The sequence below is a fragment of the Actinoplanes sp. CA-131856 genome, from assembly GCF_050956135.1.
Lineage (GTDB): Bacteria > Actinomycetota > Actinomycetes > Mycobacteriales > Micromonosporaceae > Actinoplanes.
Window position 1 is genome coordinate 9,823,305 of record NZ_CP191849.1, and the last position, 26,987, is coordinate 9,850,291.

Genomic DNA, 26,987 nt, shown 5'->3' on the forward strand with positions numbered 1-26,987 from the left:
GTATTTAACGCCCGGTTAACCCCATCCGACCACCCCGCCAGCCGCCCTTAACCTGCCTGAAGGCTGCAATCTTGCTTTGAGCCATGTCACACCCCCTGCGTAGCGCACAGGGACAGTGGCTACCGTCGGGGGTGTGCGCATCGGTCAGCGATACGAGGACACGGCCGGCCCGGCCGTCGGCGAGCGCGCCACCGGTTGGGAGTTCGCCTGGCTGGACGGTCGCCACGTCGGTTCCGAGCCGACCTGGTCCTATCCGTCGCTGGCCCGCACCCTCCTGCGTGACGCCGGCTCGCTGCTCGATCTCGACACCGGCAGCGGCGAGCTGCTGGCCGAGCTGACCCCGCTGCCCCGGCACACCGTCGCGGTGGAGAGCTGGGCGCGCAACACCCCCGTCGCCCGGGACAGGCTGGCGCCGTTCGACGTGCCGGTGCTGACCGAGCTTCCCGGCGGCGAGGACGAGTTCGACGTGGTGCTGAGCCGGCATGGGCGGCTCCCCGCGTCCGACATCGTCCGCCTGCTGCGGCCCGGCGGCCGCCTCCTCACCCAGCAGGTCGGCAGTGACGACCTGGCCGGGCTCAACCACGCGCTGGACGCGCCGCCGGCCCACCGCCAGCCCTGGAACGCCGATGTCGCGGCGGGCGCGCTCAGCGCCGCCGGCCTCGAGGTGACCGACGTGCGCGAGGAGCGACCGCCGGTCACCTTCCACGACATCGGCGCCGTGATCCGCCAGCTGCGTGACCTTCCCTGGCAGATCCGTGACTTCACCCCGAGCCGCTACGCCGAGGCTCTCGCCCGACTGGACACGTTCATCCGGCTGCACGGCGGGCTGACCGTGACCGCACACCGTTTCCTCGTCCAAGCCGTACGTCCTTAGAACCGCATCCCCCACAGGAAGATCGCCCCATGCGCTCTCTGGTCATCGCCGTCGCCCAACCGCCGGTGCACACGCTCGACATCGCCGCGAACGTCACGCGGCACGCGTCCGCGGTCCGCGCGGCCGCCGCCCGGGTGGTGGTCTTCCCCGAGCTCTCGCTCACCGGGTACGACCTGGACGCGCCCCTGCTGAAGCCCGATGATCCGCGGCTGACCCCGCTGATCGAGTCGTGTACCGCCACCGACACCGTCGCGCTGGTCGGCGCGCCGGTGCCGGGCCCGTACATCGGCATGCTGCGCATCGACGCCGACGGCGTGCAGGTCGTCTATCGCAAGCAGTACCCGCACCACACCGAGGGCCGTTTCCTGGCCGGCCCCGGCCCCGAGGTGATCGAGGTCGACGGCTGGCGCCTGGGCCTGGGCATCTGCCGCGACACCGGCGTCGAGCAGCACGCGGCCGACACCGCCGCCCTCGGCATCGACGCGTACGTGGCCGGCGTGGTCGACGAGCCGGCCGACGACGTCGTCCTGGCCGAGCGGGCACGGCGGATCAGCACCACGTACGGCGTCTGGACCGCGATCGCCTCCTGCGCGGGCCCCTCCGGCCCGCCCTTCCCGGCCACCGCCGGCCGCTCGGGCATCTGGCAGCCGGACGGACTCGTCGCCGCCCGCGCCGGCCGCGCCCCCGGCGAGATGGCCCGGGCGACCCTCTTCGCCGAGCAGCTCGCCCGGGTCTAAGCGCCTGCTCAGAAGTTCTGTACGTAACTCACTCGGGAAGAGGGACGTAGCCACGTAAAAACCTCGTCGTGGGTTCGGATCCAGCTACCACAGCAGACCGAAACCCCCGACGAGGTCACCGTCAGTATGCGCCCTGCGCACGTCTACGCCCGCATGTCCGCACATCAACACACCGAACTGATTACTGCCCTGCATGGCCCTTGGCGCACCGCCACCCGCATGGTCATCGTCATCCTCTCCGCGGCAGGCATGTCCGCCGGCGAAATCGCCGAACTGCTGCACTACGACCCGGTCACCGTGCGCCGCTGGATCACCCGCCACCAGCACGAAGGCCTGGCAGGGCTGCCCGACCGGCCCCGCTGCGGGCGTCCCCGCACAGGCAGCCACCGCCTCGGCGACCGCATCCACCGGCTTCTGCTGACCCCGAAAGCCTGGACCACCAGCCGCCTCTGGCGCGCCCTCGGCCGTCCCGCGATCAGCCTGTCCACCTTGCGGCGCCGACTACGCGAGCAAGCCCGCTGGGCCCGCCCGCGCCTGATCGCCAAGAGCGACCCCGACCACGACACGATCTGCGCCGACATCCGCGACCGGATCACCAAACTGCCCACCGGATCAGTCGTGCTGGCCGAAGACGAAACCCACCTCGACCTGATCGCCCGCGTCCGCGCTTGCTGGATGCCACACGGCCTGCGCCACCGGGTCATGACCCCCGGCAAGAACCTGCGCCGCACCGTGCACGGCGCGATCAACCTGGCCACCGGCACCGTCCACCACCACATCTCGGTCAAGAACGCGTCCGTGGTGTTCTGCTACTTCCTGCAACAACTGCTCGACGCCTACCCCAACGCGCCCACAGTGGCCGTGATCTGCGACAACGGCGGCACCCACCTGTCCGGCATCACCCAGCGCTGGCTCGACGAACACCCCCGCCTGCAACTGATCCGCGGCGCCCGCTACAGCCCCCAGGACAACCCGATCGAACGGATCTGGGCCGCGATGAAACACCACATCGCCAACACCGCTCCCGCGACCATGGCCGATCGCATCCGCCAAGCCCACGCGTTCTTCCAACACCGCACCGACGCCCAGAACCTCACCACCGCCGCACCCTGGACCTCACCCTGGCTCCCACCCGGTTACGGACAAGACTTCTGGCCAGGTGCTTAGTCCAGAAACGCCCCACAGCTGACGTTGATGCTGGCGCCCGTGATCGTGCGGGCCCAGTCCGACGCCGCGAAGACGGCCGCGTTGCCCACGTCCTCCAACGTGGCGGCCCGGCCCAGCAGCGTGGTCGCGGTGATCATCTCGCGGATCTCCTCGGCCCCGGGCATGTCGTCCGGCAACGTCTCGGCGACGCCGGACGTGGCCAGGGTGACCACCCGGATGCCGTGCTCGCCCAGCTCGGCCGCGAGCTGGCGGCGCAGCGCCTCGACGGCCGCGAACCCGGCCAGCAGCCCGCCGAGCCGGTGCATCCGGTTGGCCGTCTTGTCGCCCTCGCCGCCGAAGAAGAGGATGACGCCCCGCCGGCGCGGGATCATGTGGCGGGCCGCCGCCCGCGTGGTGAGGAACTGCGAGCGCAACGGCTTGGCCACCGGGGACAGATAGTCGTCGACGTCCATCTCGGCCAGCGGTGTGCCCTGCACGTCGTAGGTCGAGATCACGTTCACCGAGATGTCGATCCGGCCGACCTCGGCCGCGTGCGCGTCGACCGCCGCCTCGTCCAGCGCGTCGAGCACCGTGGTCTCGGCCCGGCCGCCCGCCGCACGGATCGCTGTGGCGACCTCGTCCAGGCTTGATGCCGTACGGCCGGCCAGAAAGACCTTTGCCCCTTGCGCCGCGAAGGCCTTGGCCATGGCGCCGCCGACGGAGCCGCCCCCGCCGTAGATGATCGCGTTCCGGTCGTCGAGCAGCATCATCGTCGCCCCATCACGAGAGTGGTGTGCAGGTCCAAGGTGATCGTGCCGCCGAACCCGTCGATCGCCGCCCGCAGCCCGTCGAGGACCCGGCGTTGCAGGGCGGGCGCATGACGGCGGAACGGCGAGAACGTCTGGGTCAGGGCCAGGTAGCCCTCGGTGCTGAGCGGCAGGTCTTCGTGCCACTCGAGCTCGTCGACGCGGGACCAGACCCCCGAGCCGCGCACGTCGGCGGCGACCCAGTGGTCGGGCCGCGTCGGAACGTCGCGGCCGGTCCGGTCGAAGACCTCGCCGATGGCCGCGGACTGGGCGGGATCGGCATAACCGAACCGGTGCCCGAAGACCGCCAGGATCCCGCCCGGAGTGAGAGCGGCGAAAGCACGCTGATTGCGGGTCTCCTCCGCCATCCAGTGCCAGGCCATCGCGCAGGCGAGCAGCCCGACACCGCCCGGCGGGGGCGTCCACTCCTCGAAGGTGCTCTCCAAGACTTCGACCGCCGGAAATTTCTTCCGCAGAACGGCGGCCATGCGCCCGTCCGGCTCGATGGCGGTGACGTTGTCATGGATCTTCACCAGCACCTCGGTGCCCTTGCCGGTGCCGGCGCCGATGTCCACGGCGCTCCCCTCGGGCGCCACCTCGGCCACGGCCCGGCCCAGCTCGTCCGGATATCCGGGCCGCACGTCGTCGTAGAGAGCGGCCACCTCACCGAAGACCAGAGCCATGGACCCGACCGTAGCGGTTAAGGTTGGTCGCGTGCAGCACCATGCGCGCCCCGAGGGGACTCCGCCGACGAACGGGTACAGCCACGCGGTCACCGTCACCGGCCGTCTGGTGCTGGTCTCGGGCCAGGTCCCGCTCGACGCGACCGGCCAGTTGGTGGGCCCGGGCGACGCCTTGGAGCAGACGAGGCAGGTCTTCCGCAACATCGCGGCGGTGCTGGCGGGCGCCGGAGCGTCGATGTCCGACGTGGTCAAGCTGACCGTCTTTCTCACGGACATGGAAGACCTGGGTTCCTTCCGTACGGCGAGAGACGAGGTCATCGACCCCAGCCGCCCGCCCGCGAGCTCGCTGGTGCAGGTGGCCGGCTTGGTCAATCCAGCCTTCAAGGTCGAGATCGAGGCCATCGCCTCGACAGAGGCGTCCGCGTAAAGCCTCTTTCAGGTGACGGCCACCGGAAATAGCATCACTCATTAGGGTCCGGGTGCGCTTGCCGGGTGGCAAGTATCGCGATTTTGAGTCCCTTTTTCTCACATTGTCGGCGCCCGCGCGCCCAGTGGATCTCAACTTTGATTGATATCATGGCACCCACCTGATAGCCCACTGTTTCCCCTGCTCAGAACGTTTTCAACGATCTCGAACGCAAGCGGAGAGCACGAAGCCTCACGTTAGCGTCAGCCTTGCGGGGTCATCGGAACGGCGCTAGTCCCTTGTCTTGGCGTGCGGAACAGGACAGGCGGAAGCACTATCGTTTCTCCGTACGGATTCGGCCATCTTTGTCGCAGCGCCGGAACGCCGAGGGGCACCGGCCACACCATTCACGAGCGATAAGTTGACCGTCCCAGGAGGACACTCCAATGCGTAAGTTCACCAAGCGTTCCGCCGCCATCGTGGCCGGCTCCGTTATGGCCGTCGCGGGCGGAACCGCCGCCTTCGCCTACGCCTCCGGCTGGTTCAGCGGCAACGGCACCGCCTACGCGGCCTCCTCCACCATCGGGAACGTCACCGCCACGGCGAACCTCGGCAACGCTCCGGCGAACCGCCTTTACCCGAACAAGGCCGTCGCGGTCACCACAGCGACCGTCAACAACCCGAACGACTACCCGGTCCGGATCACCGGCGTCACGGTCACCAACGTCACCTCGACCAAGGCGGGATGCGGCGCGGGCGAGGCCAAGCTGACCTTCATCGACGTGCCCACCATCGACCTGGCCACAGGAACCCACACCGATGTCGCGCTGGGCAAGGTGAAGATGGATGAGCAGGCGATGCCCGTCTGCGCCGGTGCCGTCTTCACCATCACCGCGTCGCTCGTCGGCGAGATCGCCCCGCACTGATCGCCTCGGTGGGGCGGGCATCCGGCCCGCCCCACCGCGCACCGCACCTTCGACGCGAATGAGGCAGATCCCGATGGCTTGGCGGACCGCGATCACCACCGCCGCGACACTCTTCACGGCTTGCGTCGTGGCCGCCTCCGGCCAGCAGGGCGCGCCGACCGAGCAGGCCATGCTGCTCAGCCACGGCGACCGTGACAGCGGAGGCACTGTGAGGTTCGCGCTGACCGGCGAATCGGTCACCGGCCTCTACCCCGGCGTGACGCGAAAGATCAAGGTCACCGTGGTCAATCCGTACGGTCACCCGATCGCTCTGCGCGGCCTGGAGGGCCGGCTGGTCGGCACGGCACGCCGCGATTGCCCGGCAACAGCGGCCAGCCTGCGAGTGGGCGGTTACACCGGAAGGCTGCCGATCATCCTCAAGCCCGGCCGCCGGACCACATTGCCCGGCGCCATCCCGGTCACGATGCCGAGGAACGCCGCCCCCAAGTGCTCCAACACCCGATTCGCCATCGCCCTGGCCGGAGTTGCCGGAAGAGTGGCCCGATGAGGAAGCCGCTCAGATATCTGCTGGTTGCGGTGGTCGTCGGCGGCCTCGGCGCGGCCGGCACGATGGCGGCCAACGCCGCATGGACGATCAGCGGCAACGGCCAGGTGAAGATGCGAGCTCCCTCCATGCCCCGCGGAACAACGCCGAGCGTGGCCAAGCAGTCGTCGGCCGCCGTGGTCAGCTGGAGCGCACAGGAGATCGTGCCCGACGTCCGGATGGATCGGTATGTGGTCACGGCGTACAGCGCCGACACTCCGGCTCGGCCGAGCATCTCCCGCACGGTGACCGCCACCGGAGAGGCAACCGAGTCGGTCACCTTCGGGGCGGAAGAGGTGGCCGGTGGACGCTGGTACTGGACGGTCGTTCCCCGCTTCGCGCTCTGGGTCGGGGACGAAAGTGGCAAGAGCGCCAAACTGAACTTTCCGGCGCCGGTGAAGGCTTCGCAGCCCGCCGCTGATGCCGCTCGCGCCGCGCCCACCACCGCGCCGAGCACACCCGCCACGCCAGTGGCGCCCACAGCTACCACCGAGGCCGCCGTTGTTCCCGGCACGACGCCGGCGGCCGTACCGCGGACGAGTCCTACGCCCGGGTCCACGCCCGGTGACTCGCCGCCGACCTCCACCGGGACGGCCCCTTCGGAGCAGCCACCGAAACCGGTCGAGCCGTCCGCCAGCGACTCGGCACCGGCGGACATTCCTGAATAGGTGGGGAAATGATCGAGCCCTCGGCGGGGTCCCACGCCGAGGGCTCGATCGATTTTGCAGGGTGGGGATTAGCCCGGTCGAATTAGTCCGTTCGACGCGAAGTCGGTGATGAAGCGGGAACGCGACATCTATTCGTACAAGGGCCGGCGCCCTGGATTTTGACTTTTGGGTTGTCGCTGCTAGGGCCGCGTCCGGGCCGATGAAGTGCGCTTTTGGAGAAAGCGCTGGTCAGGGCGGTGAACTGACATTGTCCTCGGTATTCCCCCGGTCGGGGTAAGCCGGACAGACGGGCTTGTGCGATTTATGCGCGCAGAACGGCGGACGGAATCCCGATCACATGACCCGGCGTCGTCGAGGACCGTTGTACACACCAGTCCCCACCGGTCGTCGAGGAGGAACGCGGAACATGGAGGCACCGTCATGATGCGGCGTGAGGTCCTCACTCGACTGCGTGAAGGCGGCATCCGCGACCGTGGCAAGAACGGTAACAGGGCCGGCGATCTGCACGTCGAGCTCGCGACGGCCGACCACGAGGAGCCGACGTGGGAAGTTCGCAGCCCTGGTGACGTACGGAAAAGCGCCAAGCTGGACCGGCGCACCCGGACCATCCTCAGCATCGCGGCGGCGGCCGCGGTCGTGGTCAACGCGGGCGCGGCGTGGGCCTACTGGCAGATCACCGGGTCGGAGACGCGGCCCGTGTCCGACGCCGGACCGGTTGATCTCGCCCTGCGCGGGCGCTCCGACCTGAACGTGCCGCTGCGGCGGGGCGGCAGCGGCAACATGACCGTCACGGTCACCAACGACACCGGATATCCCATCCGGATCACCTCGGTCGCGGCGGGCGCCGGCAACATCGTGGCCGATCCGGAGCATCGGGATGCCGGGTGTGTCGACGCCGCCGTGGAGTTCACCAAGCCCCGGTTCGACGTGACCTGGGAGGTGGAGCAGAACGCCGTCCGCGCCTTCGCCGTCACCACCGCGCTCAGCATGCGCAAGAACGCCGCCGCCGCCTGTGAGGGGGCCACCTTCACCGTGCCGGTGCAGGCCTCGGGCGTACGCCGGACCTCGGATTGAGGTTTCCCCGGGCCCTTATCGCGGAACCTCCACCGCATGACAAGGATCTCCGTAGTGACCGGCGCCAGCGGCGGCATCGGCCGGGCGGTGGCCCGGCGGCTGGCGGCGCGCGGCGACTCGGTCGCTCTGCTGGCGCGCGGATCGGACGGCCTTGACGCGGCCGCCGAGGATGTGCGCCGCGCCGGCGGCACCCCGCTGCCGATCGAGGTGGACGTGGCCGACTACGCCGCTGTCGACGAGGCCGCCGACCGGATCGAGAAGGAGCTCGGCCCGATCGACCTGTGGGTCAACAACGCCTTCAGCTCGGTCTTCGCCCGCTTCGCCGACATCGGCATGGACGAGTTCACCCGCACCACCGAGGTGACCTATCTCGGCTACGTCTACGGCACCCGGGCCGCCCTGACCCGCATGCAGCCGCGTGACCGCGGCACGATCGTGCAGGTCGGCTCGGCCCTGGCCTATCGCGGCATCCCGCTGCAGACCGCCTACTGCGGCGCCAAGCACGCCATCCAGGGCTTCAACGAGGCGCTGCGGGTCGAGCTGCTGCACGACAAGAGCAACGTGCACACGACCATGGTGCTGATGCCGGCCGTGAACACCCCGCAGTTCCGGTGGGTGCTGTCCCGGCTGCCCCGCAAGGCCCAGCCGGTCCCGCCCATCTACCAGCCCGAGGTGGCCGCCAAGGCCGTCCTGTACGCGGCCGAGCACCCGAAGCGCCGCGAATACTGGGTGGGCGGCTCGACCGTGGGCACGCTGATCGCCAACGCGGTCGCGCCCGGCATCCTCGACCGCTATCTGGCCCGGACCGGCTTCGACAGCCAGCAGACCGACGAGAAACGGCCGGCCGACGAGCCCGCCAACCTGTGGGAACCGGCCGACGGCCGCGGCGAGCCGGACGCGGGCGCGCACGGCGCCTTCGACGACCAGGCCAAGTCCCGCAGCGCGCAGCTCTGGCTGTCGCAGCACCACGGCCTGGTCGCCGCCGGGCTGGCCGGCGCCGCCGCTCTGTGGGCGGCCACCAAGCTCAGATAGCGCGAATGTTGCGGCGGTGGCGGCCGTCGTGCTCGTGCTCCGGTGGCAACAGCTCGCTGCGCAGCGAGCGGTGGTGTTTGCCGTCGTGCGCGGCCAGCTCGTGGACCTCGTGCGGCACCACCACCGAGTGGCGCAGCACCTCGCCGGCCCGCTCGGCCGAGGTGCGCGCCACCTCCTCGTCGTGGGCGGCCGCCTCGATGCTCTCGGCCACGACCCGCGCCATCGCGTCGCCGTAGGTGCGGGCGTCCTGGATGCCGCGCTCGTGCAGCAGCGTGGCCTCGTGCTCGTGGCGGCGGGCGACCCGGGCCTCGTTCCGCTCGTAGGCGTTGCCCTTGGACGCGAACTTGAGCCCGACGGCGGCGCAGTCGAGCGCCACCAGCAGCAGCATGATGCCGATGTAGAAGACGCCGACACCCCAGAAGTCGGTGGTCACCAGATGCCACATGGCGGCGGTGCGCGCGCCGAAGCCGGCGTTGTCACGGACCGACTCGGTGTTCAGGGCCCGCTGCTCGGCGATTCGCCCGGTCAGCTCCACCTGCTCGGCGTTGCGGGCCTCGCGGGCCGTGCGCTGGGTGTCGAGCAGGGCCCCGGCCTGCTTGTCGAGCGTGGCCGCCTCGGTGTCGAGCGAGCGTGAGCGTTTCACCAGCGTGTCGCAGTAGCCGCCGCTCGGGCATCCGGCGGCCCGGGACACGCCGTCGCCGGCCGAGTCGGCGAGAGCCTGGTCGTAGAGGGCGCGGGCGTCGTGCCGCTTCTGGGCGGCCCGGTCGGTCAGGTCGCGCACCGCGGCGTCGTCGGCGGCCGTCTCACGCTTGAGCTCGCCCAGCCGCCCGGTGTACGTGCCGATGACGCCGCTCTTGTCCATCTGGCTGAGCTGCTGGTTGTGGACCTCGTTGAGCCGGGCGTCGATCTCGCCCTGATAGCGGGAGAGCATCAGCGGCTCGGTGATGAGCACGGCGAACAGCAGGGCCAGGCCGAGCCGGCCCGCGTACAGGCCGATCGTCGGCTTTTTGAGGAAGTGCTGAGGGTCGGTCGAGTCGAGCCGCTCGTAGCTGATCGACACCCGGCCCACCACGGCCCGGTCGTACGCCACCACCCCCGCCGCGACCATCGGGCCGACCAGCCAGCGATACCACGGATGCTGGTAGTTGGAGCCCGCGTCGATGAAGGCGGCGCCACCGAGCGTGGCGTACACGAAGTAGAGAAGGATGAAGGCACCGATCGCGGAGTACAGAACCCGGTCGGTGTGTGTGGTCACGCTGTCCGGGTTGACGTTGGCCACCCGCAGCAGGACGTCTCCGCGGCCCTTCGGCATGCCGATCAGTCTCGCCTAAAAGGGTGGTTCTCCGGACGGTTTTCGCTTCTATGCCGAAAGGTCGGGCTCGGTGATCGTGACCCGGACCGTGACCGCGGCCTGCACGGTCTGCCGCTGCGGGTCGAGCTCGAACCCACGGTCCGGGTCGCCGGCCATGTCGAAAGCGGCCGTCTCGCCGCGCATCAACATCATCGGGCCGCCGCCCACACCCTCGTCCGCGATCTCGACCAGCCGGTCGACCCGGGCGCCGACCGCCGCCGCGTATTCCCGGGCGCGGGCCAGAGCGTCGGCGATCGCCTCGCGCCGGACCTCGCCACCGGCCTTGCTGCCCGGCCGCAGCTGCCACCACGGCCCGGAGACGGACGCGAACTCGAGCCCGGCCAGCCGCAGCAGGAGCGCGCCGAGGGCCTCGAAATCGGTCACGGTCACGCGGGTCTCGACATTTCCCGTGTACGCCACCACGCGCTCACTGCCACGCTTGAGCTCGGGAAACACCTGAACGGCACCGCTCTCGCTGTCTTCACCGGCCAGGGCGGCCCGCAACTCGGCGGCACGGTCGAGCAGCCGGCTGAGCACGGTCTCGCGGTCACGGTCACGGGCCGACACGGTCACGGAGATGACGGCCTGCTCGGGCGGCACCTCGCGGAACGCCTCGCCGCGGACCACGATCGTCGGTTGCTGGCTCATGGACGAGACGCTATCGAAGGTCGGCGACACGTGCCTCACCCATCAGCCGCTGAAGATCGGCGTCGACCCGGTCGGCGAGACGCCGCAGGCTTCCCGCGTACGCCGGCAGGCTGGCGGCCGAGGTCTCATCAGCCTCGATCGCGGCGCCGACGAACTGACCGGTCAGCTCGGCGCCGAGATGGCCGAGATCGACGACGTACGCCACCTGGCCGCCACCGACACTCCCCAGCCACCGGGAGATAGACCCGGCCCGGCCCCCGAACCGCCCGGCGATCTCACTCCCCTGCGCGACAGCGGTCTCGACCAGCGAGAACACGGAGGTGGCCCGGCCGGCGACGGCCCGCAACACCTCGATGATCCGGTCGACGCCGGGCCGGAGGCGGCCCAGCAGCCCGTCGATCGCGGCGATGGCCTCGGCGACATCGGTGGGCAGATCGCGGACGACGGCCGACCAGACGCCGTCCTCACGAAGGAAGAGCCGGGCCCGCCGGATCAGATCGCGCACCGACTCGGCGAACTGCTGCCAGGCGTCACCGAGCCGCCCCGCCGTCTCGTGCACGAGCTCGGTGGCTTCGCGAAGGGTGGCGGCGGCGCTCTCGGCCGTCATCGTCGCGCCTCCTCCCACATCACAGCCGCCATGACGCCAGGGAGTTGTCGCGGCCCCGGGCCAGCTCGGCGAGTGCGTCGCGGGCGTCGGCGACAAGCCGGTCGGTGTCGCCGGCCACCGGCCGCTGGGGGCCGGCCTCGGCCCGCTCGATCCGTTCACCACGCACGTACAACCGGAACAGCCCGCGCGGGCCGGCGATCACGCGGGTGGCCTGCTGCTCCCGCATCCGCTTACCGGCCTCGTCGATCAGCCGATACGCCTCGGCGATACGACCACGAGCGGCGTCCAGAAAATCGGCCGCCTCGGGCGGCGGCAGATCCGGCAGGTCTTGCCGCTCGCCGCTTCGCATTCGCGGCACGCTGCTTCGCTGCTGCGGCTCGCCGCTTTGCTCCCGCGACTCACCGCTTTGTCCCCACAGCTCGCCGCCCGGCTCCTGCGACTTGCCGCTTCTCTCCCGCGGCTCGCCGTTTCGTCTCTGTGGCTCGCCGTTGCGGCGCAGCAGCAGCGGGACCAGGGCGGCCTTCAGGCGGGCCGATTCCAGGGCCTCGAGCAGGCCGGCGGCCACGCCGTCCGGGCCCAGGGCCTCCCACCAGCCGGGCCGCAGTCCGATGTCGACGAACCGGCCCACCGAGTCGACCACCGCCCAGGCGGTGCCCGTCCGGTCCGGCCCGGTGATGCGCTGCGCATGGCTCAGCGCCGACTCGACATCGGACACGAACCGCCACGCGTCGGCGAGGCGTACATCGTTATCCGCTTTGCGTGGTGCATGGGCGAATGAGTTCACCGGCGCTCCCCCGATCTCCGGCTGACACCGAGAGTAGCGCAGAACCCGGCACCCATTCGACCCCACGAATCGCCCCCGATCATCCGATCCGGGTCTTGATCAGGAGTTTCGGCGTTTCCGGAGCAGGAGCGTCAGAATCAGAATGGCACTCAGCAGGAGTGATCCCGTGATCACGATCAGCGATGGCCGGGGGTTGTCGTCGATTGCCGGCTCCGGAATGGAGCTCACGATCCTCGGCGCCGGGCTCACGCTTTTCGGAGCACGCTTCGCGGTCAGCGCGGCCAGCACATCGAGCTGCCCCGCCCCGTACCGGTCGTCGCGCCCCTTGGGCCCGCGATCGACGGCGGTGTCCGTGATCCGGTCGACGACCTCGCTCGCGGACATGTCCGGATAACGCGCCCGAACCAGCGCCACCGCGCCGGCGACGATGGCCGACGAGACGCTGGTGCCGTTCGTGACCGCGTACTCACCGCCGGGCCGGACCACCGGAATGTCGACGCCGTAGGCAACGACGTCGAGCTCGGGCCCGTGGTTGGAGAAACCGGTGACCTTGTTGTCGCGCCCCACCGAGCCCACCGCGATCACACCCGGATAGCGGGCCGGTTCGCTGACACCCCGGTTCTCGTTGCCGGCCGCCGCCACCAGCACCACGTCCGCGGCCACGGCCTTGGCCACCGCCCGCTGCAACGTCCCGTCCGACTCCAGCTCGAACGACATGTTGATCACCTTGGCGCCGTGCGCGATCGCCCACTCGATCCCCTCGACGACCAGCGCGTGATCCATCACGGGTCGTATCGGCATGACCTTGCTGCGCGGCGCCACACCGAGAATGCCGTCCCCGTCACCGTGCCCCCGCCCGGCGATCAGGGCGGCCATGGCGGTGCCGTGCGGGCCACTGATCACATTGCCGGCGGGCTCGTCCCGGGGCGTGTAGCGCCCACCGACGACGGCTCCGCGCAGGTCACGATGCCGTGCGTCGACACCGGTATCGATCACGGCAACGGTCACACCGGCACCGCCCCGGCCGAGCTTCTGCGCCTGGGCCAGCTTCATGGGCGCGAAGTACCACTGACGATCGCGCCAGACATCGGCGCGGGCCGGCGCCCCGCCGAACAACACGAGAAGCAGCACAGCTCCGGCCATGGCGCCAGAACGCGCGAAAGAACCACCCACGATGGACCGACGGGCGGGCCCGGTCACCCGCGACGGCCGATCACGTTCGGCCCCGGGTCGTGCCAGTCGTCGTCCTCACCCGGGGAGATCACCGGCGCGACACCCTCGGCGACCCGCCAGGCACTGTCCGGCTCGAATCGGGCCCGCTCACCGGAGTCCCGCCCACGACGGTTGCCACTGTGCGCCGGGCCGCCGGCGGCCGTTTGGTGACGCTCGGGCCCCACCGGATCATCCGGCAGCCACGAAGGCCGCGGAACAGGCTCACCACCGGACCGCCCTCCGCCGGGCCGGACGCCACCGGGTCGGCCTGCGCCCGGCAGCACGCCACCGGCCCGGGTAGCGCCCGGCAGCACGCCGCCGGCCCGGGTAGCGCCTGGCACCACCCCGCCGGCCCGAGTAGCGCCCGGCACCACCCCGCCGGCCCGAGTAGCGCCCGGCACCACCCCGCTGGACCGGGTTGCGCCCGGCATCATCACACCGGACCGGCCTGCACCCGGCAGCACGCCACCGGACCCGGCTGGGCCGGACTGCACGCCGCCAGACCGGAGAGCGCCCGGCCGACCGCTGACCGGTCCTCCGATCGGCGCCCCCGTCGCCGCGGAGCCGGAAACGCCCCCGCCACCGCTGACCAGTTCGTCCGGGTGGGAAGCTGATCGGCGATCGGATCGGCTTCGACGTCCACCGGTGACAGGCACGACGCCCGCGCCGCGCCCGGCCACTCCGGTGAGCCCCGGGCCCACGCCACCGACTTGACCGCCTCCGATCTCGCCGATCACCGCACCGGAGGGCAGCGGCGCACGGCCAGCACCGGAACCGGCCGACGTGGAACTCGGCGCTCGCCCCAGGCCACCGCCGATGATCGAACCTCCACCCGCGCCCGGCAGCAATCCCGGGACCTGTATGACCCCGCCCGGAAGCTGTGTCCCGCTGACGGACAGACCGCCACCCGATATCGGCCCGGCCTCACCGCCGGAGCCCGGCGGATTGATCACGCCGGCCAGGTCAGGGCCGCCGCCACCACCCGCGGCTCCGGACCCAACCCCGCCGCCGCCGATCGCCGCGCCCGCTCCAGCATCGGATCCCCCACCGACGCCAGCTCCAGCACCAACGCCAGCTCCTGCACCCGCCCCAGCGCCAGCACCCGCCTCACCACCGACGCCAGCCCCAGACCCGACGCCCGCTCCAGCACCGGCCCCCGCGCCATCGGGCAACGTCGCCTCCCGGCCCGGCAGCGGCGGCACCGGCTCGTGCGGCACCAACACGTCGATCCCGCCACCCGGCGAAAGCCTCGCCGAACCGCCCCCGGCCGGCGGCCACTCCTTGACGTCCTCGATGTGGAACTCGAACGCCGGCGGCACCTTCAACATCGCCACGGCGTCCGCGACCGCGCGCTCCGCGTCGATCATGTGCTGACGGGCCTGTTCGTCGATCTCGTCCTCGGCACTGTCGAACCAGCGGGGCACCACGTCGCTGCTCTTGTCCTTGTACTGCTCCCAGAGCGGCCTTATCCGCTCCTTGGCCCCCGCCAGCGCGTTCAGGATGTTGTCCAGCCCGTTCGCCGTCGTCTCCGCGTCGGCCGACGCCGTCTCGAGCCTCGCGATCAAGTTGTCGATCTGGTTGACGAAAGCCGCCGCCGACGCGTTCTCCTCCGGCGGCCACGCCGCCACCAGATCGGCCCGGGCCGCCACCAGGGCGTCCCTCTCACCGCGGACCGACCCCGCCAGGCGCCTCCACGCTCCCACCTGGGAGCGGGCCAGCGGGTCGTCCTCGTTCATCACCATCGACCACAGCCGCGGCGTGTTGTAGGCCGCCCAGTTCGTACACCAATCGCCGCTCATGACGCCCGTTCCTTCGCCCTGAGATCGGTGCTGTCGAAGATCGCGGCCACCGCCGTCGCCGCGTCGGCCAGCTCCCGGGCCGCGCGCATGTATTCCACGATGTTCGCCGACGAGGCGCGCAGGCTTTCCGCGTACCTCTGTTTGGCGGCGTGCACCCCACCGCCCGCGTTGTTCGCGCCGAAGCGTACGCCCGAATCGAGATAGACCCGGGCGTCCGCGTAGCCCGGCTCGATGGTCCGGGACGTGTCGTCGTGGACCTTGCCGGAAAATGCCGTCAGACCGTCGCTCTCGACGCGAATGCCGTCACCCACGGCCGCCTCCCCGTAGTTACGTCGTCTCGCAACGCAACCAACGTAGCGGCCACTGTCGAACTAGGGCGCCCAAAAAGGCGGGAAGATCAGCTCAGGCGCTTGACGGCGGCCGCGACCCGCTCATCGGTCGCGGTCAACGCGATCCGTACGTGCTTCTCCGCCGCCGGCCCGTAGAACGCTCCCGGAGCGGCCAGGATCCCGCGCTCCGCGAGCCAGTCCACGGTCTGCCAGCTGTCCTCGCCGCGGGTCGACCACAGGTAGAGGCCCGCTTCCGAGTGGCTGATCTCGAAGCCGGCCTTCGTCAGGGCGGCCCGGAGCGACTCGCGGCGTTCGGCATATCGGGCGCGCTGCTCGCTCACGTGCGTCTCGTCGCCCAGCGCCGCGATCATGGCGGCTTGGACCGGCGCCGGAACGATCATGCCGGCGTGTTTGCGGACCGCGAGCAGCTCGCCGACCAGTGCGGGGTCGCCGCCCACGAAGCCGGCGCGATATCCCGCCAGGTTCGAGCGCTTGGAGAGCGAGTGCACGGCGATCACGCCGGTGTAGTCGCCGCCGGTGACCGCGTCGTCGAGCACCGAGACGGGCCGCGTCTCCCAGCCGAGGGAGAGGTAGCACTCGTCGCTGGCGACCACGGCGCCGCGCTCGCGCGCCCAGTCGACCACCTTGCGCAGGTGTTCGGCCGGGAGGACCTTGCCGGTCGGGTTGGACGGCGAGTTGATCCAGATCAGTTTCACGCGCGGGGTGGGACCGACAGCGGTCAGCGAGTCGGAGCGGATCACTGTCGCGCCGGCCAGGCGGACACCCACCTCGTATGTCGGGTAGCAGACCGACGGGATCACCACGACGTCGCCCGGCCCGACGCCGAGCAGCGTGGGCAGCCAGGCCACGAGCTCCTTGGAGCCGATCGTGGGCAGCACGCCCAGGGTGCCCGACGCTGTGCAGGCGCGGGCCAGCCAGTCACCGATCGCCGCGCGCAGCGCCGGGGTGCCGGCGGTCAGCGGATATCCGGGAGCGTCCGACGCGCCCGCGAGGGCGCGCCGGATCAGCTCGGGAACCGGGTCGACCGGGGTGCCGACCGAGAGGTCGACGATCCCGTCGGGGTGAGCGGCGGCCTTGGCCTTGGCGGGCTCCAGGAGATCCCAGGGGAAGTCCGGCAGGGCCGCGGAAAGCGCGCTCAAGCCTTCGGCGGGAGGGAGACGATGAACGGCGAGTCCTTGTCGATCTTGCCGACCTTGGCCGCGCCGCCGGGCGAGCCGAGGTCCTCGAAGAACTCGTAGTTCGCGTTCGTGTAGTCCTTCCACTGCTCCGGGACGTCGTCCTCGTAGAAGATCGCCTCAACCGGGCAGACCGGCTCACAGGCCCCGCAGTCGACACACTCATCGGGGTGGATGTAGAGCATCCGGTTGCCCTCGTAGATGCAGTCGACGGGGCATTCCTCGATGCACGCCTTGTCGAGCACATCGACGCACGGCTCAGCGATGATGTAGGTCACGGGTCTTTCCCTCCAAAGCCTCGCACGGCTCACCGCCGGCGACAGTTGCAGAGCCTAGTATCTCCGCCGGAGGAGGTGACACGTGCTCCGTCGGCAGGATGTGGGACACCGGGTGGTGGTACGCCGAATTGTAGGCGTTACCCCGGACCGGACGCTCTACACGGATGCCCTGGGTGAGCTGGTCGACCTCACGGACACCGATCTCACCATCGCCACCGACAAGGGCACCGTGCGGGTGCCGTTGCGCGAGGTGCACCGGGCCAAGCGGGTGCCACCGGCCCGCCGCCCGCCGGCCCGTGACGTCATCGATCTGGAGCTCGCCGCGAACGCCGCCTGGCCGGCCCCGGTGCAGGCCAGGCTGGGTGGCTGGATCCTGCGCGCGGCCGGCAACTGGACCGGCCGGGCCAATTCGGCGCTCGCCGTGGGCGATCCCGACCGTACGCTCGAGGCGGCCATCGACGGGGTCGCCGACTGGTACGGCGAGCACGGCCAGCGCCCGCTGATCAACGCGCCGATGCCGCTGGCGGCGCCGGTGAACGCCACCCTGGACGGGCGCGGCTGGACGTCGCGGCCGCTCACGCTCGTCCAGACGGCCCTGCTTTCTCCGCTTTTGTCGCGCCTGGAGGCGCGGGCCGACCTGCCGCCGGTCGAGGTGGCCGACACGCCGGGCGACGACTGGTACGCCATGGTGGCCGAGCACAAGGGCACGCTGCCCGCGGCCGCGGTGCGCATCCTCACCGGCCCCGAAGAGGTGGCCTTCGCCCAGGTGCGTGACGCCGACGGGAGCCTGCTCGCGGTCGGCCGCGGCGCGGTCACCGACCCGGGCCGGTGGCTGGGCGTCTCGTTGCTCCAGACGGCGCCGGCCGCCCGCCGCCGCGGCATCGCCCAGCATGTGGTGCGCGCTCTCGCCCAGTGGGCCACGCAGCACAACGCCACCCGGGCCTATCTGCAGGTCGAGGAGCGCAACACGCCGGCGGTGACGCTCTACGGCCGGATCGGCTTCACGACCCACCACACGTACCTGACACGCGAAGCGCCGCTCTAACGCCGGACGACCTTGCGCGGCTTCGCCTGACGGGACTCGGTGTACGCCTTGAGCGAGCGCGACCGGTAGTCCTTGCCCAGCATCATGGAGATCCAGTAGCCGACCAGGGTGCCGCCGATCGCGAAGCCGCCGTAGAGCCAGACCTGCGAGAAGAAGTTGCCGGCGCCGCTCGAGAACGGCTGCCCACCGCTGATGAACGGTCCGACCAGGATGGTCAGCAGCATGCCGCCGACGGCGCCGAAGACGAGGTCGGGCAGGAGCCACTCGGACGGCCGGCGCCGCTGCGACACGATGAACGTGTAGATCGCGATGACCAGTCCGATGAGCGCGAACATCATGATCGAAGCACGGTTTTCGGCCGTGTCGTCGCCGTCGAACACGAACCGCGTGAGCAGCCGGGCCACCACGTTGATCGCGAACAGTCCGACCGCCAGCGCCACGGCCGGGAACCAGCGCTGCTGCCTCATTCTTCCTCCCCGCACACGAATCGTGGTTCGGGATCGTAGCGCCAGGTGAACTTCTTGCGCTCGATCTCCCGGCCATCTTTGCGGATGACGCGCCATGCGTCCTGGGTGAAACCTGGGAGTCCGCTGCTAGTCAGGCACTTGGGCCCGTCCTCGCGGTGCACGGTCGGCGGGCTGGTGTGGTTGCGGCGCGGCCCGTAGACGGTCTTCACGCTGTCGTAGATCTTGGTGCCCCACATCGAGACCGTCACGGAGCGACCGGTCGTGGCGGTGTCGATCAGAATCCCGTACGGCGTGGTGTTCTTGAACTTGAGATCGAGGGTGGGATAGAAGATCGTCGACTCGATGACGGCCGGGTAGCGCGAGAAGTAGAACGAGTGCGGCTTGTGCTCGACGTCCTGGAGGCCGGCGTAGTAGGCGGCGTTGAACAGCGTCGTCGTGAACTGCGAGGCGCCGCCGGCCACGCCCGGCTCGAGCACGCCGTTGACGATCACCGGCGCGTCCTTGTATCCGTTGTGATAGCCACGCTCGCCGGTGTGCCCGTTGAGCGAGAACGTCTCGCCCGGCTTGACGACGGCCCCGTCGACCGCCTTGGCGATCGTGATGATGTTCTGGCTGCGCGGCGACTTGGCGCCACCGGTGAAGTACGTGGTGAAGGTCGACACCCGCTCCTTGATCCCGAGCTTGGCCACCGCGGCGTCGGTCGCGCCGGCCGGGGTGGCCTTCAGGGTCGCGGTGATCGCGCGGGGCGCCGGCTCCGGCAGCACGGCGAGCAGCTCGTTGCCGAGCGCTACGACCTTGCCGGGCGTGCTGGCCACGATCTTCGGCGCCCCACCGGCCAGCGTGATCCTGGCCTGCCGGGGCGGCGTCTCGGCCTTGGCGAACTCCTTGGCCGCGGCCGCCCGCAGCTTCGCCCCGTCGATCGCCGGCGTCAGCCGCCCGTCGGCGTCCGCGCGGAAGACCAGCCCTTTCGCGATGGCCGCCGGCGAGAGCTGAAACTTCACGGCGCCCACACTCACGGTCACCGGCGCCGCCACGGCCGGCTTCGCGAACCCGGCGATCAGCTCGTCCACCTGCGCTTTCGTGGTCACCGGGGTCCGTTCGACAAGCGGCACCACGGCCACTTCACCCACGGGCCACGCCGCACGCACCCGCTCCGCCGCGATCCCACGATCAAGGTCAAGACCCGCTTGGGGGTACGTCGCCACGGGCGCGACACCCGCGAAAGCGATCCCCGGCTTCTTCATGCCGATCCGCCCGCTCGCCACGTGCTTGCGCAGCGCCGCTTCGAGCTTCGCCTCGTCGAGCCGGACGACCGCCGCGACCTTCCGGGTCCCGAAGAGCCGGACCCCACCGCCGGCCGCCGCGTCGACAGTCGCGGGAACATCGATGGCCAATCCCACGGCCGAGGGCGCAAGCGTCACGTCCTTGCCGTCGACGGTGATCCGCACCGGCCGCTCACTCCGGGCCGCCGCCTCCGCCCCGACCAGGTTCTCGGCCTCCGCCCGCGACGTCGCCCCGAGATCGACGCCGAGCACCTCGGTGCCGCGCGGAATGTCCCCGGCCATGGCATAGGCACCCCCACCGGCCGTGACCCCGGCCAGAAGGAGCACCACGCCACCCGCGATCAGCCAGCGCCGCTTCGACCGTGACCCGGCCACCTCCACCGCGACGTCGCCGCCGGCGGGCTCCCCGGCCGCCGGCTCCGCCACCACGGGTGGGACATCGGGGCTCGACTTCACGCGCGCTCACCTCACCACTCGGCGCGGGAAGCCCCGCGAATCGCCCGGCCGATCGGATCAGCCGTTCTCGATTCGTTCTTACGCCACGTGGCGGTCACCGGTTCACCCGGTACCGCCCGGCGGACCGGGCGGGATCAGGATGGCGCGCGGAGGTGCCGTCAGGGAAGGGTGCGCTTCAAGATCAAGCGATAGGAGTACACCGCGTACGTCAGGCTGCCGACCAGGATCATCACCAGGGCGATCCAGTTCTCGCCGCCGAGCAGATAGTCGCCCTCGCTCGTGCGCACGCCCGCCGCGAGCAGCATCATCAGCGTCCACAGGGCCCACGGCGGCCCGAGCGCCCACTTGCGCCGCGTCGTCGTGACCGCGAACCAGGCGATGGCGTAGTTCAGCACCGCGGCCAGCACCACCGACAGACCGAGCAGCGGACCGCCGCCGGAGCCGATCGCGTCGCCGCTCCAGACCGACACCAGGTCGCCCGCGCGCAGCGTGGTCAGCAGCAGCTCGAACACCCCGCTCACGAACGACGCGAGGATCGCCACCACCAGGCCGCCCCACCGGATCAGCGACTCGGCGCCGGCCCACGGCTCCCGGCCGGGCGTCACCTCGATGGTCGGCCGCTCGTCGCCGCCGGACGCGACCTCGGCCACCGTCTCGTCGCCGCCGGACCTGATCTCGGCCACCGTCTCGTCGCCGCCGGTCTGTGAAGCGCTCACCGCGGTCTCCTCGTCCGAAGCGGCACGGGCCACCGGGACCCGGGCGCCCGTGTCCGCGCGGTTCATCGGGCCGAGCCCTCCGACGCCGCGGAGGGCTGCTCGAGACCCAGGCCGCCGAACAGGTCGCTCTCCCAGCCGTGCGGGCCCTCGCCGGGGCCGCGCTCACCCTTGGCGATCGTGTAGTACTCGACGCCCATGAACTCGCCGCCGAAGTCGCCGGCGATGCCGTAGAGCCACGAGTTGTCGGGGATCTGGGTGGCGTGGGCGCGCATCGCCGCCACCTTCTGCTGGTAGTGGTCGGTGCCGTCCATCCGGGCCGCGATCTCGTCGTCGGGGTGGCCGAACGGCAGGTCCTCGACCCGCTCGACGTCGGCGAACGGGTTGTCGGAGAGCTCGCGGAACGCCTCCATGCCGTCGCGCAGGACGCTGATCGGCATGGCGGTCCAGTAGATCTTCTGCGGGCCCTCGTCGCCGGCCAGCTCGGCCGCCCGCATCGCCACCCGGTGGGCCTGGATGTGGTCGGGATGACCGTAGAAGCCGTTCGGGTCGTACGTGATCATGACCTGGGGACGGATCTCGCGGATGATCTCGAGGAGCATCCCGGCCGCCTCGTCGAGGTCGGCCTGCCAGAACGCCCGGGGGTTCTCGTTGGTCGGCAGGCCCATCATCCCGGAGTCGCGGTAGCGGCCGGCGCCGCCGAGAAAGCGGTGATCGGTCACCCCCAGCGCGGCGCAGGCGCGCTCGAGCTCGACGATGCGATAGCCGCCGAGCTGGTCGGCCTGCGCGGCCTCGAGCTGGGCCAGCGCCGGCACATGTATCTCGCCCTCCTCGCCGAGGGTGCAGGTCACGAGCGTCACGTGGGCGCCGGACGCGGCGTAGTGGGCCATGGTGGCGCCGGTGCCGGTGACCTCGTCGTCGGGATGGGCGTGCACCAGCAGCAGCCGGCGTGCGGGCAGGGCGTCAGTCACGGGCGCAACTCTACGCGGGACCTCCGACAGGTTCGGCGATGCCGGGCTGGTCGTTTGGGGCGCGGGAAGGCGGCTTGATCAGCGATGCTGTCCAGGTGGACTACCCCGGACTCGCGGAGCGCACCGGTCACTTCCGCTACGGCGCGCCGTACCAGGTGACGGTCGGCGGGGACGGCGCGCGGGTGGCCTTCCTGCGCTCGTCCGGCCCCGAGGATCCGTACGGCCGGCTCTGGGTCTTGAATGTGGCGACCGCCACCGAGACGCTCGTCTCGGCGAAACCCGTGACGGCGTACGCGGTCGATCGTGACTGCCGGACCGCGGCGTTCGTCTTCGAGGGACAGCTGTGCCGGGCCGATCTGATCAGTGGCGAGGTGACGCACGTGCCGGCCGAGGGCCCGGTCGAGGATCCCCGGCCCGATCCCGACGGGCGGCGCGTCGGCTACGTGACCCGGAAGGACGGGGCCGCCTCGCTGCGCGTGTCCGGGCCCGAGGGCGATCGGCTCCTGGCCGGCGAGCCGGGCAGCGCCTGGCGGGAGCACGGCGGGTCGATCTCCTGGGGTGTGCCCGACGACGCGGCCGAGCGGTTCGGCCGGCGGCGTGGCTGGTGGTGGGCGCCGGACGGCGGCCAGATCCTCGCCGCGCGCACGGCCGCCTCGACCAGCCTGCACCTGCTCGACCTCGACTACGGCTGGGTCGACGTGCATTGGGACCGGGAGACCTATCCGTACGTGGTGAACGTGCGCTGGGCCGACAGCGGTGGCCCGCTCATCACGGTGCTGCGCCGCATGCAGCAGCACGGCCTGGTGCTGGCGATCGATCCGCGCACCGGCGAGACGCAGGTGCACGCCGAACTGGCCGACGCCCGCTGGGTCGAGCCGGTGACCGGGACGCCGCGTCACCTGCCCGACGGCCGGGTGCTGGTCGGCGGCGAGCTGGCCCACGACGGGTTCGACGCGCGGTGCCTGTTCGCCGACGGCAGCCTGCTGACGCCGCCCGGCCTCTACGTGCGGCGGGTCGTCGGCTCGGCGCCGCGTCCCGGCGGTCCACCGAGCGCGCCCGATCTGATCGTCGAGGGCACCGAGGGCGACCCGTGGCGGCAGGACGTCTTCCGCGTGCGTACGTCTCTCGGCGGCGGTGGCGCCGAGGCCAGGAAGATCACCTCGGCCCCCGGCTGGCACCGGGCGGAGGCCGGAGGCGACGTCCTCGTCGTCGACGGCGAGGTGTGGCGCGGCGAGGCCCACGTCACCACCCTGCGCAGCGTGGCCGCGACTCCGCCGCCCACGAGCCCGCCGGTTCTCGAGCGTGTGACCGACCGCCGGCTGCCGGCGTCGGTGCGTTATCCAGCGTCCTTCGTCGCCGGGACCCGCCTGCCCGTGCTGGTCACGCTCGGCGACGGTCCGGGCCGGCAGCAGGTGGTGCACGATCCCTTGACCTGGCTCGAGAAACAGTGGTGGGCCGACTCCGGCTTCGCCGTCGTCACGATCGACGGCCGGGGTACGCCCGGAATAGCACCCAGTTACGAAAAGGTGGTCCATCGCCGGCTGGTCGACGTGGCCCTGGCCGATCAGGTGGACGCCCTGTACGCGCTGGTCGGCAAGCATCCCGACCTCGACCTGTCGGCGGTGGCCGTGCGCGGCGCCGGACTCGGCGGATGGCTGGCCGCGATGGCGGTGCTGCGCCGGCCCGACGTCTTCCACCGAGGCGTGGCCCGATCGCCCGTGCTCGACTGGCACGACCTGCCGGCCGCGTTCGCCGAGCGCTATCTCGGCGACCGGCACGACTCGGCCGACGTCTACGCCCACCACAGCCTGCTCGGCGCCGAGCCCACCGAGTCCCTGCTGGTCGTGGGCGCTTCGCCGGCCGGCTTCACCTGTGTGGAGTCCGCCACGCTCGAAGAGGAGCTCGCGTTCCTCCGCTGAGTTTTGTCGCACCCCTGGCCTAGGGTCGCCTCATGAGCCACTTCGATGAGGCGTCCGCGGCGGTGCAAGCCGCGCTGGACGCCGGTGCCCGTTACGCCGACTGCCGTGTCATGCTGCGGCGCACCGAGTCGATGACCGCCCGCGACGGCGACGTCGAGGAGCTGGGCTCGGCCGAGAGCGCCGGCCTGGGCGTCCGGGCCCTGGTCGGCTCCAGCTGGGGGTTCTACGCCGTTCCCGACCTCTCCGAGTCCGCGGCGCGGGCGGCCGGGCGCCGCGCGGCGCAGATCGCCACGGCCAGCGCCACGGTCCCCGGCCCACCGGTCGACCTGGTGCCGGGCGACCCGGTCGAGGCGAGCTGGGCCAGTTCCTGCGAGGTCGACCCGCTCGGTGTCGGCCTCTCCACCAAGGGCGACCTGCTGGTGAGCGCCACCGCGGCCGCCAAGCAGGCCGGCGCCGACCTGGCCGAGGGCATCTACCAGATCTGGGACACCCGGAAATGGTTCGTCTCCAGCGAGGGCCACCGCATCGACCAGCACATCCGCGAGTGCGGGGCCGGCGTCACGGCCAGTGCTTACGGTGACGGCGAGATCCAGCGCCGCTCCTGGCCGTCTCACCGGGGGCAGTACGGCACGAGCGGCTGGGAGCTGGTCGACGGCCTCGACCTGGTCGGCAACGCGCCACGGATGGCCGACGAGGCGCGGGCCCTGCTGACCGCTCCGCTGTGCCCGCCCGGCGAGACCACGCTGGTGCTCGGCGGCGAGCAGCTGGCGTTGCAGATCCACGAGTCGGTGGGGCATGCCATCGAGCTCGACCGCATCCTCGGCTGGGAGGCGGCCTTCGCCGGCACCAGCTGGCTCGACCTGAAACAGCTGGGTTCCCTGCGCTACGGCTCCGAGCTGATGAACATCACCATCGACCCCGGCATCCCCGGGGCGCTGGGCAGCTTCGGCTTCGACGACGAGGGCACGCCGGCGACCAAGCGCGACGCGGTCCGCGACGGCATCTGGGTGGGCGTGCTGGCCGGGCGTGACTCGGCGGCGGTGGCCGGCCTCGACTACGCGGGCAGCGTACGGTCCGACGGCTGGGCCCGGCTCCCCATGGTCCGGATGACCAATGTGGGCCTCGAGCCCGGCCCGCACACGCTCGACGAGATCATCGCGTCGACCGACGACGGCGTGTTCATGGACATCAACCGGTCCTGGTCGATCGACGACCGGCGGCTCAACTTCCAGTTCGGCTGCGAGATCGGCTACGAGATCAAGAACGGGAAGCTCGGCCGCATGCTGCGCAACCCGACCTACACGGGCATCGGCCCGAAATTCTGGCAGTCGATGGACATGCTCTCCTCCGAGACCATCGCGTGGGGCACGCCCAACTGCGGCAAGGGCCAGCCCGGCCAGGTGGGTCACACCGGCCATCCGGCCGCTCCGGCCCGGTTCACCAACGTACGAGTGGGGGTGCGCGGATGACCGCCGACATCATCCGGACGGGCGCCGAGCTCGAGCTCGCGGCCCGCGTCATCGAGCTGGTCCGCGAGATCGCCGGCCCGGCCGCTGAGGCCGAGGTGACGGTGCGCCACGACGCCGAGGCGCTGACCAGGTTCGCCAACTCGGCCATCCATCAGAACGTGGCCGAGGCGACCACGACCATCCGGCTCCGGCTCCACCTGGAGGGCCGGTCGGCGAGCGGCTCGACCACGGTGGCCGAGCCGTCCGGCCTGCGCGGCCTGGTCGAGCGCACGGTGACGGCGGTCCGGTTGAGCCCGCCCGACACGGCATGGCCAGGTCTGACCCCGCCGTCGCCGCTGCACGGTTCGGCCGGCCATCACGGCTCGGGTCCGCGGTCGGGTCTCGACTTCGGCTTCGACGAGGCGACCGCGAGGGCCACGCCGGCCGAGCGGGCCGAGCGGGTGCGCGATTTCGTGCGAGCGGCGGAAGGCCTGGAAACAGCAGGCTATTGCCGTACGACCTACACGTCCGCCGCTTTCGCCAACAGCGCCGGTCAGGCGGTCGAGGGCCGCACGGCCGAGGCGGCCATGGACGGCATCGCGCGCCTGAACGGCGCCGACGGCGTGGCCCGGCTGGCCGGGGGCCGCCTGGCCGGCCTCGACGGAGCCGCCCTGGGAGCGCGGGCGGCGGCCAAGGCGAGGGCGGCGCAGAGCCCGATCGAGTTGCCGCCGGGCCGCTACGAGGTGGTGCTCGAGCCGGAGGCGGTGGCCGACCTGCTCGACAACTTCGCGCTGTTCGGGTTCAACGGCAAGGCGTTCGCCCAGAAGCAGTCGTTCGCCGAGCTCGAGTCCGAGCAGTTCGACCCGCAGGTGACCATCGTGGACGAGCCGCTGGGCAGCCGCTCCGAACCGGCGCCGGGCCTGCCGTTCGACATCGAGGGCACCCCGCGCGAGTCACTGGTGCTGGTCCGCGACGGAGTGACGAAGGCGGTGGCACACGACCGGGCCTCGGCCGCCGACGCGGGCACGGCGTCGACGGGTCACGCCTCACCGACATCCCGCTCGTGGGGCCCGATGGCCACCCACATGCGGCTCGAGGCGGCCCCGGCCGCGACCGAGCCCGAGCTCCCGGCGGCCGAGCCAGGCAACCCGATCGCGGAGTCGGCCCGCCCCCTGGTGTCCCGCATGGAGCGCGGCCTGCTGATCACCGATTTCTGGTACACGAGGGTCCTCGACCAGAAAGCCCTGATCATCACCGGCCTGACCCGCAACGGCGTCTGGCTGATCGAGAACGGCGAGCTGGTGGCCCCGGTGAGCAACATGCGCTTCACCCAGTCCTACCCACAGGCTTTGTCCCCTGGCGCGGTCAAGGGCATCGGAAGCGAGTCCATCCTGCTGCCCGACCGCTGGTCCGGCACCCGCTACGCGGCCCCGGCCCTCCACTTGTCCTCCTGGAACCTGACCGGCAACGCCTCCGGCTGACACCCGCTGCCCGGCCGGACCCCAAGTTCGGCCGGGCGGCGGCATTGACCGGCGTGTTTCACTGG

Annotated in this window: 28 protein-coding genes; 13 read left to right on the forward strand and 15 right to left on the reverse strand. The window is 71.2% G+C overall.

The window, feature by feature from the left end; genetic code table 11:
• The first annotated feature begins 133 nt into the window (after positions 1 to 133).
• The 3 genes from ACQP2X_RS45145 to ACQP2X_RS45155 all read left to right on the forward strand — a co-directional run bounded on the left by ACQP2X_RS45145 (position 134) and on the right by ACQP2X_RS45155 (position 2,778).
• Positions 134 to 874 (forward strand): class I SAM-dependent methyltransferase, encoded by a 741-nt coding sequence (locus ACQP2X_RS45145; RefSeq protein WP_498692327.1) that lies wholly within the window; start codon positions 134 to 136, stop codon positions 872 to 874.
• 29 nt (positions 875 to 903) lie between these two features.
• Entirely contained in the window at positions 904 to 1,611 is a 708-nt protein-coding gene (locus ACQP2X_RS45150; protein ID WP_498692328.1) for a carbon-nitrogen hydrolase family protein, read from the forward strand.
• A 126-nt stretch (positions 1,612 to 1,737) separates the two neighbouring features.
• The gene (locus tag ACQP2X_RS45155) at positions 1,738 to 2,778 is read left to right on the forward strand and encodes an IS630 family transposase (RefSeq protein ID WP_498692329.1); all 1,041 of its coding nucleotides are present in this window, start codon (positions 1,738 to 1,740) and stop codon (positions 2,776 to 2,778) included.
• Here the strand turns inward: ACQP2X_RS45155 and ACQP2X_RS45160 are convergent.
• The gene (locus ACQP2X_RS45160) at positions 2,775 to 3,527 is read right to left on the reverse strand and encodes an SDR family NAD(P)-dependent oxidoreductase (RefSeq protein ID WP_498692330.1); all 753 of its coding nucleotides are present in this window, start codon (positions 3,525 to 3,527) and stop codon (positions 2,775 to 2,777) included. The two genes, ACQP2X_RS45155 and ACQP2X_RS45160, sit on opposite strands and share 4 nt — an antisense overlap.
• The gene (locus tag ACQP2X_RS45165; protein WP_498692331.1) at positions 3,524 to 4,246 is read right to left on the reverse strand and encodes a class I SAM-dependent methyltransferase; all 723 of its coding nucleotides are present in this window, start codon (positions 4,244 to 4,246) and stop codon (positions 3,524 to 3,526) included. Before ACQP2X_RS45165 ends, ACQP2X_RS45160 begins: the two co-directional genes overlap by 4 nt.
• 31 nt (positions 4,247 to 4,277) lie before the next feature.
• On the opposite strand from ACQP2X_RS45165, the gene ACQP2X_RS45170 reads away from it, so the two are divergent.
• The 6 genes from ACQP2X_RS45170 to ACQP2X_RS45195 all read left to right on the forward strand — a co-directional run bounded on the left by ACQP2X_RS45170 (position 4,278) and on the right by ACQP2X_RS45195 (position 8,935).
• Complete coding sequence (locus ACQP2X_RS45170; protein ID WP_498692332.1) at positions 4,278 to 4,673, forward strand: RidA family protein; 396 nt, start codon at positions 4,278 to 4,280, stop codon at positions 4,671 to 4,673.
• A gap of 425 nt (positions 4,674 to 5,098) precedes the next feature.
• Complete coding sequence (locus ACQP2X_RS45175) at positions 5,099 to 5,578, forward strand: hypothetical protein (protein WP_498692333.1); 480 nt, start codon at positions 5,099 to 5,101, stop codon at positions 5,576 to 5,578.
• Between the two features lie 73 nt (positions 5,579 to 5,651).
• Complete coding sequence (locus ACQP2X_RS45180) at positions 5,652 to 6,125, forward strand: hypothetical protein (protein WP_498692334.1); 474 nt, start codon at positions 5,652 to 5,654, stop codon at positions 6,123 to 6,125.
• Entirely contained in the window at positions 6,122 to 6,829 is a 708-nt protein-coding gene (locus ACQP2X_RS45185) for a hypothetical protein (RefSeq protein ID WP_498692335.1), read from the forward strand. The genes ACQP2X_RS45180 and ACQP2X_RS45185 overlap by 4 nt, the downstream gene beginning before the upstream one ends.
• 420 nt (positions 6,830 to 7,249) lie before the next feature.
• A complete protein-coding gene (locus ACQP2X_RS45190; protein WP_498692336.1) occupies positions 7,250 to 7,903 on the forward strand; it encodes a hypothetical protein in 654 nt (217 codons plus the stop codon).
• A 36-nt stretch (positions 7,904 to 7,939) separates the two neighbouring features.
• Positions 7,940 to 8,935, forward strand: a complete 996-nt coding sequence (locus tag ACQP2X_RS45195) for an SDR family oxidoreductase (RefSeq protein ID WP_498692337.1) — start codon at positions 7,940 to 7,942, stop codon at positions 8,933 to 8,935.
• Here ACQP2X_RS45195 and ACQP2X_RS45200 read toward each other — a convergent pair.
• The 9 genes from ACQP2X_RS45200 to fdxA all read right to left on the reverse strand — a co-directional run bounded on the left by ACQP2X_RS45200 (position 8,928) and on the right by fdxA (position 17,139).
• Entirely contained in the window at positions 8,928 to 10,247 is a 1,320-nt protein-coding gene (locus tag ACQP2X_RS45200; RefSeq protein WP_498692338.1) for a DUF4407 domain-containing protein, read from the reverse strand. The two genes, ACQP2X_RS45195 and ACQP2X_RS45200, sit on opposite strands and share 8 nt — an antisense overlap.
• Positions 10,248 to 10,295: 48 nt before the next feature.
• The gene (locus ACQP2X_RS45205; protein ID WP_498692339.1) at positions 10,296 to 10,934 is read right to left on the reverse strand and encodes an SIMPL domain-containing protein; all 639 of its coding nucleotides are present in this window, start codon (positions 10,932 to 10,934) and stop codon (positions 10,296 to 10,298) included.
• 10 nt (positions 10,935 to 10,944) lie between these two features.
• Complete coding sequence (locus ACQP2X_RS45210) at positions 10,945 to 11,541, reverse strand: hypothetical protein (protein ID WP_498692340.1); 597 nt, start codon at positions 11,539 to 11,541, stop codon at positions 10,945 to 10,947.
• A gap of 19 nt (positions 11,542 to 11,560) precedes the next feature.
• Positions 11,561 to 12,325, reverse strand: a complete 765-nt coding sequence (locus ACQP2X_RS45215; RefSeq protein WP_498692341.1) for a hypothetical protein — start codon at positions 12,323 to 12,325, stop codon at positions 11,561 to 11,563.
• A 99-nt stretch (positions 12,326 to 12,424) separates the two neighbouring features.
• Complete coding sequence (locus ACQP2X_RS45220) at positions 12,425 to 13,468, reverse strand: S8 family serine peptidase (protein ID WP_498692342.1); 1,044 nt, start codon at positions 13,466 to 13,468, stop codon at positions 12,425 to 12,427.
• 53 nt (positions 13,469 to 13,521) lie between these two features.
• Entirely contained in the window at positions 13,522 to 15,336 is a 1,815-nt protein-coding gene (locus ACQP2X_RS45225; protein WP_498692343.1) for a hypothetical protein, read from the reverse strand.
• On the reverse strand, positions 15,333 to 15,647 hold the full coding sequence (locus ACQP2X_RS45230; RefSeq protein ID WP_498692344.1) for a hypothetical protein: 315 nt from the start codon (positions 15,645 to 15,647) through the stop codon (positions 15,333 to 15,335). Before ACQP2X_RS45230 ends, ACQP2X_RS45225 begins: the two co-directional genes overlap by 4 nt.
• 86 nt (positions 15,648 to 15,733) lie before the next feature.
• Entirely contained in the window at positions 15,734 to 16,825 is a 1,092-nt protein-coding gene (gene dapC, locus ACQP2X_RS45235; RefSeq protein ID WP_498692345.1) for a succinyldiaminopimelate transaminase, read from the reverse strand.
• Positions 16,822 to 17,139 (reverse strand): ferredoxin, encoded by a 318-nt coding sequence (gene fdxA / locus ACQP2X_RS45240; RefSeq protein ID WP_498655411.1) that lies wholly within the window; start codon positions 17,137 to 17,139, stop codon positions 16,822 to 16,824. The genes dapC and fdxA overlap by 4 nt, the downstream gene beginning before the upstream one ends.
• An 82-nt stretch (positions 17,140 to 17,221) precedes the next feature.
• Between fdxA and ACQP2X_RS45245 the strand changes: the two genes are divergently transcribed.
• Complete coding sequence (locus ACQP2X_RS45245; protein WP_498692346.1) at positions 17,222 to 18,184, forward strand: GNAT family N-acetyltransferase; 963 nt, start codon at positions 17,222 to 17,224, stop codon at positions 18,182 to 18,184.
• On the opposite strand, the gene ACQP2X_RS45250 is transcribed toward ACQP2X_RS45245, so the two are convergent.
• From ACQP2X_RS45250 to mshB, 4 genes are all read right to left on the reverse strand, one after another.
• Positions 18,181 to 18,651, reverse strand: a complete 471-nt coding sequence (locus ACQP2X_RS45250; protein ID WP_498692347.1) for a hypothetical protein — start codon at positions 18,649 to 18,651, stop codon at positions 18,181 to 18,183. The two genes, ACQP2X_RS45245 and ACQP2X_RS45250, sit on opposite strands and share 4 nt — an antisense overlap.
• Positions 18,648 to 20,390 carry a VanW family protein gene (locus tag ACQP2X_RS45255; RefSeq protein ID WP_498692348.1) on the reverse strand — a complete coding sequence of 581 codons (1,743 nt, stop codon included), beginning with the start codon at positions 20,388 to 20,390 and terminating at the stop codon, positions 18,648 to 18,650. The genes ACQP2X_RS45250 and ACQP2X_RS45255 overlap by 4 nt, the downstream gene beginning before the upstream one ends.
• 158 nt (positions 20,391 to 20,548) lie before the next feature.
• Complete coding sequence (locus tag ACQP2X_RS45260) at positions 20,549 to 21,172, reverse strand: hypothetical protein (RefSeq protein ID WP_498692349.1); 624 nt, start codon at positions 21,170 to 21,172, stop codon at positions 20,549 to 20,551.
• A complete protein-coding gene (mshB, locus tag ACQP2X_RS45265) occupies positions 21,169 to 22,074 on the reverse strand; it encodes an N-acetyl-1-D-myo-inositol-2-amino-2-deoxy-alpha-D-glucopyranoside deacetylase (RefSeq protein ID WP_498692350.1) in 906 nt (301 codons plus the stop codon). The genes ACQP2X_RS45260 and mshB overlap by 4 nt, the downstream gene beginning before the upstream one ends.
• 38 nt (positions 22,075 to 22,112) lie before the next feature.
• Between mshB and ACQP2X_RS45270 the strand changes: the two genes are divergently transcribed.
• From ACQP2X_RS45270 to ACQP2X_RS45280, 3 genes are read left to right on the forward strand one after another with little or no spacing between them, the layout of a single operon-like run.
• Positions 22,113 to 23,993, forward strand: coding sequence for a S9 family peptidase (locus ACQP2X_RS45270; protein ID WP_498692351.1), 1,881 nt, complete (start codon positions 22,113 to 22,115; stop codon positions 23,991 to 23,993).
• Between the two features lie 32 nt (positions 23,994 to 24,025).
• Positions 24,026 to 25,462, forward strand: a complete 1,437-nt coding sequence (locus tag ACQP2X_RS45275; protein ID WP_498692352.1) for a TldD/PmbA family protein — start codon at positions 24,026 to 24,028, stop codon at positions 25,460 to 25,462.
• A complete protein-coding gene (locus ACQP2X_RS45280; protein ID WP_498692353.1) occupies positions 25,459 to 26,922 on the forward strand; it encodes a TldD/PmbA family protein in 1,464 nt (487 codons plus the stop codon). The genes ACQP2X_RS45275 and ACQP2X_RS45280 overlap by 4 nt, the downstream gene beginning before the upstream one ends.
• Positions 26,923 to 26,987: the final 65 nt, after the last annotated feature.

Bases quoted from the DNA above. Each gene is read 5' to 3' on its own strand.
- ACQP2X_RS45150 (WP_498692328.1), top strand. From the start codon at position 904: ATGCGCTCTCTGGTCATCGCCGTCGCCCAACCGCCGGTGCACACGCTC.
- ACQP2X_RS45155 (WP_498692329.1), top strand. From the start codon at position 1,738: ATGCGCCCTGCGCACGTCTACGCCCGCATGTCCGCACATCAACACACC.
- ACQP2X_RS45160 (WP_498692330.1), bottom strand. From the start codon at position 3,527: ATGATGCTGCTCGACGACCGGAACGCGATCATCTACGGCGGGGGCGGC.
- ACQP2X_RS45165 (WP_498692331.1), bottom strand. From the start codon at position 4,246: ATGGCTCTGGTCTTCGGTGAGGTGGCCGCTCTCTACGACGACGTGCGG.
- ACQP2X_RS45175 (WP_498692333.1), top strand. From the start codon at position 5,099: ATGCGTAAGTTCACCAAGCGTTCCGCCGCCATCGTGGCCGGCTCCGTT.
- ACQP2X_RS45180 (WP_498692334.1), top strand. From the start codon at position 5,652: ATGGCTTGGCGGACCGCGATCACCACCGCCGCGACACTCTTCACGGCT.
- ACQP2X_RS45185 (WP_498692335.1), top strand. From the start codon at position 6,122: ATGAGGAAGCCGCTCAGATATCTGCTGGTTGCGGTGGTCGTCGGCGGC.
- ACQP2X_RS45190 (WP_498692336.1), top strand. From the start codon at position 7,250: ATGATGCGGCGTGAGGTCCTCACTCGACTGCGTGAAGGCGGCATCCGC.
- ACQP2X_RS45195 (WP_498692337.1), top strand. From the start codon at position 7,940: ATGACAAGGATCTCCGTAGTGACCGGCGCCAGCGGCGGCATCGGCCGG.
- ACQP2X_RS45200 (WP_498692338.1), bottom strand. From the start codon at position 10,247: ATGCCGAAGGGCCGCGGAGACGTCCTGCTGCGGGTGGCCAACGTCAAC.
- ACQP2X_RS45205 (WP_498692339.1), bottom strand. From the start codon at position 10,934: ATGAGCCAGCAACCGACGATCGTGGTCCGCGGCGAGGCGTTCCGCGAG.
- ACQP2X_RS45210 (WP_498692340.1), bottom strand. From the start codon at position 11,541: ATGACGGCCGAGAGCGCCGCCGCCACCCTTCGCGAAGCCACCGAGCTC.
- ACQP2X_RS45220 (WP_498692342.1), bottom strand. From the start codon at position 13,468: ATGGCCGGAGCTGTGCTGCTTCTCGTGTTGTTCGGCGGGGCGCCGGCC.
- ACQP2X_RS45225 (WP_498692343.1), bottom strand. From the start codon at position 15,336: ATGAGCGGCGATTGGTGTACGAACTGGGCGGCCTACAACACGCCGCGG.
- ACQP2X_RS45250 (WP_498692347.1), bottom strand. From the start codon at position 18,651: ATGAGGCAGCAGCGCTGGTTCCCGGCCGTGGCGCTGGCGGTCGGACTG.
- ACQP2X_RS45260 (WP_498692349.1), bottom strand. From the start codon at position 21,172: ATGAACCGCGCGGACACGGGCGCCCGGGTCCCGGTGGCCCGTGCCGCT.
- ACQP2X_RS45270 (WP_498692351.1), top strand. From the start codon at position 22,113: ATGCCGGGCTGGTCGTTTGGGGCGCGGGAAGGCGGCTTGATCAGCGAT.
- ACQP2X_RS45275 (WP_498692352.1), top strand. From the start codon at position 24,026: ATGAGCCACTTCGATGAGGCGTCCGCGGCGGTGCAAGCCGCGCTGGAC.
- ACQP2X_RS45280 (WP_498692353.1), top strand. From the start codon at position 25,459: ATGACCGCCGACATCATCCGGACGGGCGCCGAGCTCGAGCTCGCGGCC.